The organism is Bacillus sp. HY001 (assembly GCF_007558965.1).
Classification (GTDB): domain Bacteria; phylum Bacillota; class Bacilli; order Bacillales; family Bacillaceae_G; genus Bacillus_A; species Bacillus_A mobilis.
The window spans coordinates 64,810-75,666 of record NZ_VLTE01000097.1 but is presented as its reverse complement, the minus strand read 5'-3'; the positions used below and the strand labels follow the sequence as shown (position 1 = coordinate 75,666).

Genomic DNA, 10,857 nt, shown 5'->3' with positions numbered 1-10,857 from the left:
TCTTTCGGATCTTCCGGTTTCACTTCTGGCTCTTTCGGATCTTCCGGTTTCACTTCTGGCTCTTTCGGATCTTCCGGTTTCACTTCTGGCTCTTTCGGGTCTTCCGGCTTCACTTCTGGTTCTTTCGGATCTTCCGGCTTCACCTCTGGCTCTTTCGGGTCTTCCGGCTTCACTTCTGGTTCTTTCGGATCTTCCGGTTTCACCTCTGGTTCTTTCGGGTCTTCCGGCTTCACCTCTGGCTCTTTCGGATCTTCCGGTCTCACTTCTGGTTCTTTCGGATCTTCCGGCTTCACCTCTGGCTCTTTCGGATCTTCCGGTTTCACCTCTGGTTCTTTCGGGTCTTCCGGCTTCACCTCTGGCTCTTTCGGATCTTCCGGTCTCACTTCTGGTTTCTTCGGCTTAATGGAAACTGTCGGTTCAAGCGGTTTGTTTATTGTATCTTCCACAATCGCTTTATTCACAATTTCCTCACCGATTTTAACCGTTTCTCTTACCTTCGCTTTAAAAGTAATACTACGATCTTTTCTATCCATAATGTCTAAATACGTAGCAGTTACTTTTCCAAATTCCATTTTCAACTCTACTGGATTTGGCTCAGCACCTTCAAATCTAAGACTATCTTGCACATATTCTAAACCGGTTGGAATTTCATCTTCTACCTTTACCACGGCTAATTTTCCGTTTTCTACCGTATTTTCAAAACTAATTCGATACTCGATTTCGTCCCCTAACTTCGGTTCATGATTATTTACTGTCTTCATTGCTTTTAACTTACCATCTTTATATTCTGGCTTTATTGTCGCTGTCGGTTCTATAACTGGATGGTTCGGATCTTCCACATGAATAGTCGCTTTATTTGTTATTTCCTCTCCAACTTTTACTGTTTCTTTTACCTTCACTTTAAAGATGATACTTCTTTCTTTCGTATCCATAATGTCTGGATACTTTACTATTACTTTTCCACTCTCTACTGTAAACTCTGTTGGTGCAGGCTTGTCACCTACAACCTTCAAACTATCTTGCACATATTCTAAACCGGCTGGGATTTCATCTTCAATTTTCACATCAACTAACTTACCGCCATCTACTGTGCCGTTAAAAGTAATTCGATATTCGATTTCTTCTCCTAGCTTCGGTTCATGATTACTTACTTCTTTCCTTGCCTCTAGTTTTCCATCTTTATATTGCGGCGTAATTGGTATAAGTGACTCAACTGGTGGAGTCGTCGGATTATTATCATCCACAATCGCCTTGTTTACAATCTCTTTTCCTACTTGTACCGTTTCTTGTACTCGCACTTTAAAGATGATGCTTCTTTTTTTCGTATCTGTAATTTCCGGATACTTTGCTGTTACTTTTCCATGTTCAACCTGAAGTTCTACTGGATTTGGTTCCGGTCCATCAGACTTTATACTATCTTGTACATATTCTAAACCGGCTGGAATTTCATCTTCTACCTTTACCTCTGTTAGTTTTCCGTTCTCTACCTTATTTTCAAAGCTAATTCGGTATTCGATTTCTTCTCCTAACTTCGGTTCATAATTGCTTACTGTTTTTTCTGCTTGTAATGCACCATCTTTATATTGAGGCTGAATAGCGATATTCGGTTGCTCTGGTGGGTTTATTGTATCTTCCACAACCGCTTTATTCACAATTTCGTCGCCTACTTTAGCTTTTTCTTTCACCTTCACCTTAAAGACAATGCTTCTTTCTTTCGTATCCGTAATTTCTGGATACTCTGCAAGAACGATTCCGTTTTTCACTTTCACATGCATTGGTTTCGGATTCTCTCCCTCAGCTCTTTCACTACCTTCTACAAACTCTAAGCCATTTGGTAATTCATCCTTAATCTTCACCTTTGCTACTTTTCCATGCTCAACTACGTTACGGAATGTAATTCGATACTCTACTTCTTCTCCTAATTTCGGAGCTTCGTTATTTACTGTTTTCTCAGCTTTTAGTTTTCCATCTTTATACTCCGGTGTAATAATCGCTTCTGGTTTTTGCGGTGGATTCTTTGGATTATGATCATCCACAATTGCCTTATTCACAATTGTCTTACCGACTTTTGCTGCTTCCGTTACTTTCACCTTAAAGCTAATACTACGCTCCGCTGTATCAGTAATGTTTTCATACTTCGCTGTAATTTTTCCAGCTTCTTCTTTTAACTCTAATGGACTCGGTTCATTACCTTCTGCTTTTAAACTATCCTTCACATACTCTAAACCAGTTGGTAATTGATCCTCAATTTTCACCTCTGCTAGTTTTCCATTTTCTACCGTATTTTTAAAACTAATTCGGTACTCCACTTCTTCTCCTAACTTTGGATCTTTTTTGCTTACTTTTTTATCAGCTTTCACTTTACCGTCTTTATACTGCGGGGTAATATCTACTTCTGGTTGCTCTACTGGATTTTTCGAATCATCCACAATCGCTTTATTTACAATTGCTTTGTCCACTTCCACATCATCTTTCACTTTCACTGTAAAGATAATGTTTCTTTCTTTCATGTCAGTAATATTTTCATACTTTGCGATAATTTTGCCCGCCTCTTCTTTCAACTCTACTGGCGCCGGCTTATCACCTTCTGCTTTTAGACTATCCTTCACAAATTCTAAACCAGACGGAATTTCATCTTCTATCTTCACCTCTGCTAGCTTTCCATCTTTCACCGTATTACTAAATGAAATGCGGTATTCGATCTCTTCCCCTAGCTTTGGATCTTTTTTACTTACTTTTTTATCAGCTTTAATTTTACCGTCTTTATATTGCGGTGTAATTTTAGCTGTCGGTTCAGTTATAGGATGGTTCGGATCATCCACATGAATAATCGCTTTATTTTTAATACCCTTTCCTATTGCGGCTGAATCTTTCACCTTCACCTTAAAGACAATACTTCTTTCTTTCGTATCCATAATCTCTGAATACTTTGCCGTTACCTTGCCATTTTCTACTTTCAACTCCACTGGTGTTAGCTCTTCCCCTTCAGCCTTTTCACTTCCTTGCACAAACTCTAATCCAGCTGGAATTTCATCCTCTATCTTCACTTCTGCTAGCTTTCCATCCTTCACCGTATTATTAAAAATAATTCGATATTCGATTTCCTCGCCTAGCTTCGGTTCGTGATTACTTACTTCTTTTCTCGCCTCAATTTTTCCATCTTTATATTGCGGGGTAATCGGTACGTAAGGCTCTTCTGGCAGATTTTTTGTATCATCCACAATCGCTTCATTTACGATTTCTTCTCCCACTTTTACGCTTTCTTTTACCTTCGCGTTAAAGACAATGCTTCTTTCCTCTGTATCTGTAATTGCTGGATATTTTGCCATTACCTTATTATTTTTCACCTGTAGCTCTACTGGTTCCGGTTTAGAACCTTCTGCCTTGATGCTGCCTTCTACATACTCTAAACCATTTGGTAATGTATCCTTTATATTTACCTCTGCTAGTTTTCCGTTTTCTACCGTGTTTTTAAAGCTAATTCGGTATTCTACTTCTTCTCCTAGTTTTGGTTTATGATTATTCGCCACTTTCTGAGCAGCAATCTTGCCGTCTTTATATTGTGGGATAATTGCCACATGAGGCTTTTCTGGCTCATGTGTTGTATCTACTACAATTGCCTTATTGACAATTTCCTTACCTATTTCTGCCTCTTCTTTTACCTTCACTTTAAAGACAATGCTTCTTTCTTTCGTATCCATAATTGCTGGATACTTTGCCATTACCTTTCCGTTTTCCACTTTCAGTTCTACTGGACTTGGTTTAGAACCTTCTGCCTTCACACTGTTCTCCACATACTCTAATCCAGCTGGTATTTCATCTTCTACTTTAACCTCGGCTAGCTTCCCGTTTTCTACCGTGTTTTTAAAACTAATTCGGTATTCTACTTCTTCTCCTAGCTTCGGCTTCTTATTGTTTACAACCTTCTCTGCTTTCAGCTTACCGTCTTTATATTCTGGAGTGATTGTTACTTCTGAAGTCGTTGGATCTTTCGTATCATCAACAACTACTTTATTGACAATACCTTCACCAACTTTGAAGTCTTCTTTTACTTTTGCTTTAAAGACGATACTTCTTTCTTCTGTATCCGTAATCTCTGGATATTTGGCAATTACTTTGCCATCTTTCACTTGCAGTTCTACCGGCTCTGGCTTAGATCCTTCTGCTTTCACACTTTCTTTCACATACTCTAAGCCCTTCGGTAAAGTATCTTCTATTTTTACCTCTGTTAGTTTTCCGTTTTCTACCGTGTTTTTAAAGCTAATTCGGTATTCTACTTCTTCTCCTAACTTCGGTGATGGGTTATTTACTACTTTTTTCGCTTCAACTTTTCCATCTTTATGCTGCGGAGTAATTTCTGCTTTTGGTGTTTCTGGTTTGTTTTTTGTATCATCAATAATTGCTTTATTGACGATTTTTTCGCCGATTTTTACTTCTTCTTTTACTTTCACTTTAAAAGTGATACTTCTTTCTTCTGTATCCGTAATCTCTAAATACTTCGCCAGTACCTTACCGTTTTCCACTTTCAACTCTACTGGGTCTGGCTTAGATCCTTCTGCTTTCACACTGTTTTCTACATACTCTAAGCCTTCTGGTAAAGTATCTTCTATTTTCACCTCTGCTAGTTTTCCGTTTTCTACCGTATTTTTAAAGCTAATTCGGTATTCTACTTCTTCTCCTAACTTCGGTGACGGGTTATTTACTACTTTTTTCGCTTCAACTTTTCCATCTTTATGCTGCGGAATAATTTCTGCCTTCGGTGTTTCTGGCGGATGTTTCGTATCGCTCACAATCGCTTGATTGACAATTGTATCGCTCACTTTACCTTTTACTTTCACTTTAAAAGTAATACTTCTCTCTTTCGTATCCGTAATCTCTGGATACTTCGCCAGTACCTTGCCTTTTTCCACTTTCAATTCCACTGGATCTGGATTAGATCCTTCTGCTTTTAAACTATCTTTCACGTACTCTAAACCATTTGGTAAATCATCTTCTATTTTTACCTCTGTTAGCTTTCCATGTTCTACCGTATTTTTAAAACTAATTCGGTATTCGATTTCTTCTTCTAACTTCGGCGCTTGATTATTTACCATCTTTTTCGCTTCAAGTTTTCCATCTTTATACTGCGGAATAATTTCTGCCTTTGGTGTTTCTGGTTTGTTTTTTGTATCATCAATAATTGCTTTATTGACGATTTTTTCGCCGACTTTTACTTCTTCTTTTACTATCACTTTAAAAGTGATACTTCTTTCTTCTGTATCCGTAATCTCTGGATATTTCGCCAGTACCTTACCGTTTTCCACTTTCAACTCTATTGGATTTGGTTCAGCACCTTCTGCTTTCACACTGTTTTCTATATACTCTAAACCTTCTGGTAAAGTATCTTCTATTTTCACCTCTGCTAGTTTTCCGTTTTCTACCGTATTTTTAAAGCTAATTCGGTATTCTACTTCTTCTCCTAACTTCGGCACTAGATTATTTACGCTTTTCTTTGCTTTCATTTTTCCATCTTTGTGTAATGGCGTAATTTTTGCTTCTGGCTCTTTTGAATCTTTCGTATCGTCAACAATTGCCTTATTGACGATTTCCTTGCCTACTTCCGCTTCTTCTTTCACCTTTACTTTAAAGACGATACTTCTTTCTTTCGTATCCGTAATATTTTCGTATTCAGCGATAACTTTTCCATCTTTCACACGTAACTTTACTGGAGCTGGTTTATCGCCTTCCGCCTTTTCACTATCTTTTACATACTCTAAACCATTAGGGATTGTATCCTCTATTTTTACCTTTTCTAGTTTTCCGTTTTCTACCGTATTCTTAAAGCTAATTCGGTATTCCACTTCTTCTCCTAGTTTTGGCATTGGATTATCTACTGTCTTCTTCGAATCAATCATTCCATCTTTATACTGCGGAGTAATTCTTTCCTCCGGCTCAATCGGTGGATGTTCCGTATCGTCAACAATTGCCTTATTGACGATTTCCTTGCCTACTTCCGCTTCTTCTTTCACCTTTACTTTAAAGACGATACTTCTTTCTTTCGTATCCGTAATATCGATATACTTAGCTTTAACTACCCCAGCTTCAACTGTTAATTCTACTGGACCCGGCGCTTCGCCTTCAGCCTTAATACTATTCTCTACATATTCAAGGCCTGTTGGAATTGTATCTTCTACTCGCACCTCTGCTAGTTTTCCGTTCTCTACCGTATTATGAAAACTAATTCGATATTCGATTTCTTCTCCTAGCTTCGGCTTTTCATTATTAACTACCTTTGTAGCAGCAATTACACCTTTTTTACTTTGCGGTGTAATAACAACCTTTGCATCAGTCGGATCATGTTTCGGATCTTTTGCAATTGCTTTGTTTACAATTGCTTCCCCTACTTTTGCCGTCTCTTTTACTTTCACTTTAAAAACAATACTTCTTTGTTCCATATCCGTAATTTCTGGATATGTTGCAGTTACTTTGCCATTCTCCATTTTTAGTTCTACTGGCTCTGGTTTTACACCTTCTGCTTTCAAACTATCTTTCACGTATTCAACACCTTCAGGCAACGTATCTTCTATCATTACCTTTTCTAGCTTTCCATTTTCTACCGTATTATGAAATGTAATGCGGTACTCCACTTCTTCTCCTAGTTTTGGTGTTTGATTCGTTACGCTTTTATCTACGTCTACTTTACCGTCTTTATAACCTGGCGTAATCTTTTCTTCTGGGTGCTCAGTCTGACCATTCGGATCACTTACAATTGCTTTATTAACAATTGTTTCTCCTGCTTTTGCTTCTTCTTTTACTTTCACTTTAAAAATGATGCTTCGCTCTTCTGTATCTGTAATCTCTGGATACTTTGCGATTACCTTACCATTCTCTACTTTTAGCTCTACTGGATTTGGGCCAGCACCTTCAGCTCTCTCACTACCTTGAACAAATTCTAAGTTAGCTGGAATTTCATCTTCTATTGTAACTGCCTCTAGTTTTCCATTTTCCACCGTATTTTTGAAGCTAATTTGATATTCAACTTCTTCTCCTAGCTTCGGCTTCTTATTTGTTGCTTTTTTCTTTGCAGCAATTTTGCCGGCCTTATGCTGTGGTGTAATCTTTTCTTCTAGATCCTTTGGTGGATTTGTTTTATCACTAACAATTGCTTTGTTAACAATTTCTTCACCAATTTTTGCAGTTTCTTTTACTTTCGTTTTAAAGACGATACTTCTTTCTTCCATATCCATAATTTCTGGATACTTTGCAATTACTTTGCCATTTTCAAATTTCAGCTCTACTGGCTCTGGTTTTGCACCTTCTGCTTTCAAACTATCTTTCACGAACTCAAGACTACTCGGTAATTCATCTTCAATCGTCAATACATCTAGACGTCCATCTTTAATAATGTTTTTAAAAGTAATGCGATACTCTACCTCATCACCTAAACTCGGTGTTTTATTTGAAGCTACTTTGGTCGCTTCTATTTCTCCAGGAACCTCTTTTGGAGTCGTAACTGTAACATTTGCATCGTCTTCACTCTCATACTTTATCTCAGCACTATCTTGTCCCTTTACAGCAACGACATTTTTGACTGTTGTATCTGATTGTATAGATTCTTTCACTTTCACCTTAAATGTAATAACGGCACTTTCACCAGGCTGTAAAACACCACCGTCTGTAGCATCTGCCCCTTCACCAAGACGGAAATCAATTTGATTATTTACAAACTCTGCTTCATCATCGTTTGCATCATCTGTTTTTTGTCCTTTATTGCTTCCTGTAACATATTGAATGGATCCCGGAACATACTCTAAACGATTATCTAATTTATCAAATCCTTTTACATTAGATACCGGTGCTTGATTATTCTTCGTATCATTCTTCACTTCAATTTGATACGTAATCTCTTCGCCAACTTTGACTTCCTTAATTTCTTTTCCAGCACTATCTAACGCCTTTTTATCGACTTGTAAATTTGGCGCATTATGTTCTGTGACGAATGTAGTGTTGTTTAATACGTAAATATCACCGCCACCACCGTACGCCCTAAAGCGCATCTTTCCTTCTTTTAAATCATTTTTCACTTGCTTTGGTCCCTCAAGATGATACGTATGAATATCTGTACTAAATGAATTTGTCCAATCTGGGTTATATCCCGGATATTTTTTTGTAACAAACTCGTTAGTCCCATCCACTTGTACTTCTGTCATAGACGAGTCATTAACATCATTGTCCTTACCGTTAATATTTTTCAGCTTTTGATATCCTAATCCAAAGTCATACTCTCCATAATCATAGGCATATCCATCATTATCAGCAGGATCTCCTTGTGACGAGAAATAACTAAATTTCGCCTTAAAAGCCCCTTCTTTCGGTGTGTTTATTTTATTAACACTAATATCTGCCCAAGTTGTACTTTTTTGAGAAACTAAACCTTCCCAAATCTTCATATCTTTTACGGTTTCTTTATGGTTTTCATAAACTAATATAAGATTCCAGTTGCCCCAGTAGTAGCCACTACCCTTTTCAAATTTAATTTGTGGTACATTTGCAACTGTCACCGTTTGAGAAATACCTTGTTTTGCAATCACATTTGTTACGTCAGCATATGCAACATATCCTGCGCCACTGCTATAGTGATTTGCAATATACGGTAAATAATCCGCTTTTCGTATACTATCAGCACTTACTTCAGCGTATTGCTTATTTCCCATCTTCACTTTAACAGGCTGTCTTACATCTTCATCGCTAACTCTATAATCTGTCCTTGTATCACTTGGAGTCCCCATAGCAGCTGTCCAAAATAAATACGCCTTTTTCACTTTACTTCCAGCAGGGATGTTAGGAAAAGCTCCTGTTGATGAATTAAATGTAGTGTCATCATTATCAATATCTACAGCTTTTTTATTTACTTTCCCCCCGACACTTTGCCTAGTATAGTGATTATCTGTTAACCCAAGCGTCACGTTACCAGTCTGCACTAAATCACCAGCAGCAATTACGGAATACAGTGGATCTCCAAAACCTTGCTTATCCCCTGTTTGGATTTGAACCTTTGAAGCATTTTCTGATGCAGCTTGTACTTCTGTATTGTCCTGCTTTGCTGCCTCTTTTTCTGGCTGTTTCTCAGCCTCAGTTACTGGTTGTTCTGCCTTCTCCAGTTCTGTTTTTGATGTAGGTTTATTTTTATCTTCTACAGATACTTTCAGCTTTTCATCAACTTTTTTAGTTGTATTATCAACTGATGCGCCTACTTCTTTCTTATTACTGTCAGCCTCATCATCGGCGTTCGCTTCACCCTTGTCTTCAGAAGGAATCCCTTCAACATCTACAGACATATTTCCTATTTGCACTTGATCTTTTTGCACACTAATTTTTTGTTTGTATTCTTTATTAAAATGCTGTGCACGACTAGCTTTTATTAACACAGTCATTTTTTCGTGTGATTTTAAATCTTGAATTTTAAGATTAGAAGAAAGAAGCTTTCCTCCCTTATCTTTTTCTTCTATATAGAAATCAGCTACCCTATTTTCAGGTAGTTTCTCCCCGTTTACTTTCATAGATTGAGGAAGAAACATAATTTCATTGTCATTATTTTGTTTCATCACCAATTCTTGAATTGGTGTATCTCCCGTATTTTCAATCGTATATTGAAATACGTGCTCCCTCTCAGCTACTTCTCCTCTGTATATTTCAGCATTCACTTTCTCTGCCTTAATCTTCACATCATTCCCTTGTAACTCATCCCAGCTCTTTTTATTTATCTCTGTAGCAAAAGCGCTAGGTGAAGGTAATATGATGGATAGGAGAAGTGTAATCATTGTTACGACATTAAAACTTTTCAACACTTTTTTCATATTTCTACCTTTTCTCCTTTCTATATATTTGCTATCCGTCTACTTCATTTCATTTAGTAGCCGGAAACATAGCAATATATATCCACTCGCAACAATCCGTCCTACGAAGATGTATCATTGAAATTCCTATTTCAACAATACAAATCTCATAGAATATTACTATTTTAATTTATCAAAAATAGCATATATACCAGATACACATATAAACCCCTATCATTTTTTTAATATAGGAAAAACCCATATTATATAGGTTTATATAACAGTTAAAGGATACATAAAAATCTTAACATACTCCCTAATCTATTTATACAAGCAATAGGAAGTTTACCATTTTTTACTTATTTTAGTTCATTAATTATTATTTAAATTCCTGAAAAATAGTAACCGATACATGTAAAAATATGTTATATTAAAAAGAGAACAAACGTTCTAATTTGAGAGGAGGAATTTTTAATGATAAACGAACCTATTATCGTAAAAAAAGAAGCTTTCCAAGCAATCGGCGTTTCGATTACGACGACAAATGAAATAGAGGCATCTACTGAAGGTAAAATTCCAGGGCTTTGGAACCAATACTTCCAAGAACAAATGATGCATAACATCCCAAATCAACAAACGAAAGAAACATTTGCTTTCTACTCAAATTATGAATCAGATGAAACTGGTACATATCAATTTACAATCGGCATGCCCGTTTCTTCATTAGAAGACGTACCTGAAAATATGACAACTGTAACAATACCTGCCACTACATATGCGGTATTTACAACGAGAAAGGGACCAGTTGCTGAAGTCGTTTGCGAGGCCTGGGAATCTATTTGGAAATGGTCAAAAGAAAACAAACGTGCTTTTACAACAGACTTTGAGCTTTATAATGAAAAAGCAACAGATCCAAACAACGTACAATTAGATATTTATATTGCATTAGCCTAAACGACAAAAAAGAAGATACCATTTGGTATCTTCTTTTTTGTCGTTAAATAGCCACTGTGCAAATTCCACATTATTGTCTACAATGGGA

2 protein-coding genes are annotated in these 10,857 nt (G+C 37.0%); one reads left to right on the top strand and one right to left on the bottom strand.

What is annotated here, in order from left to right:
• On the bottom strand, positions 1 to 9,836 hold a 9,836-nt coding region (locus tag FOT98_RS28075; RefSeq protein WP_144291192.1), incomplete at its 3' end, for an isopeptide-forming domain-containing fimbrial protein.
• Positions 9,837 to 10,289: 453 nt separating this feature from the next.
• On the opposite strand from FOT98_RS28075, the gene FOT98_RS28070 reads away from it, so the two are divergent.
• On the top strand, positions 10,290 to 10,769 hold the full coding sequence (locus FOT98_RS28070) for a GyrI-like domain-containing protein (protein WP_063260533.1): 480 nt from the start codon (positions 10,290 to 10,292) through the stop codon (positions 10,767 to 10,769).
• The last annotated feature ends 88 nt before the right edge of the window (positions 10,770 to 10,857 follow it).

Coding starts and splice junctions, on each gene's coding strand:
- FOT98_RS28070 (WP_063260533.1), top strand. CDS start 10,290: ATGATAAACGAACCTATTATCGTAAAAAAAGAAGCTTTCCAAGCAATC.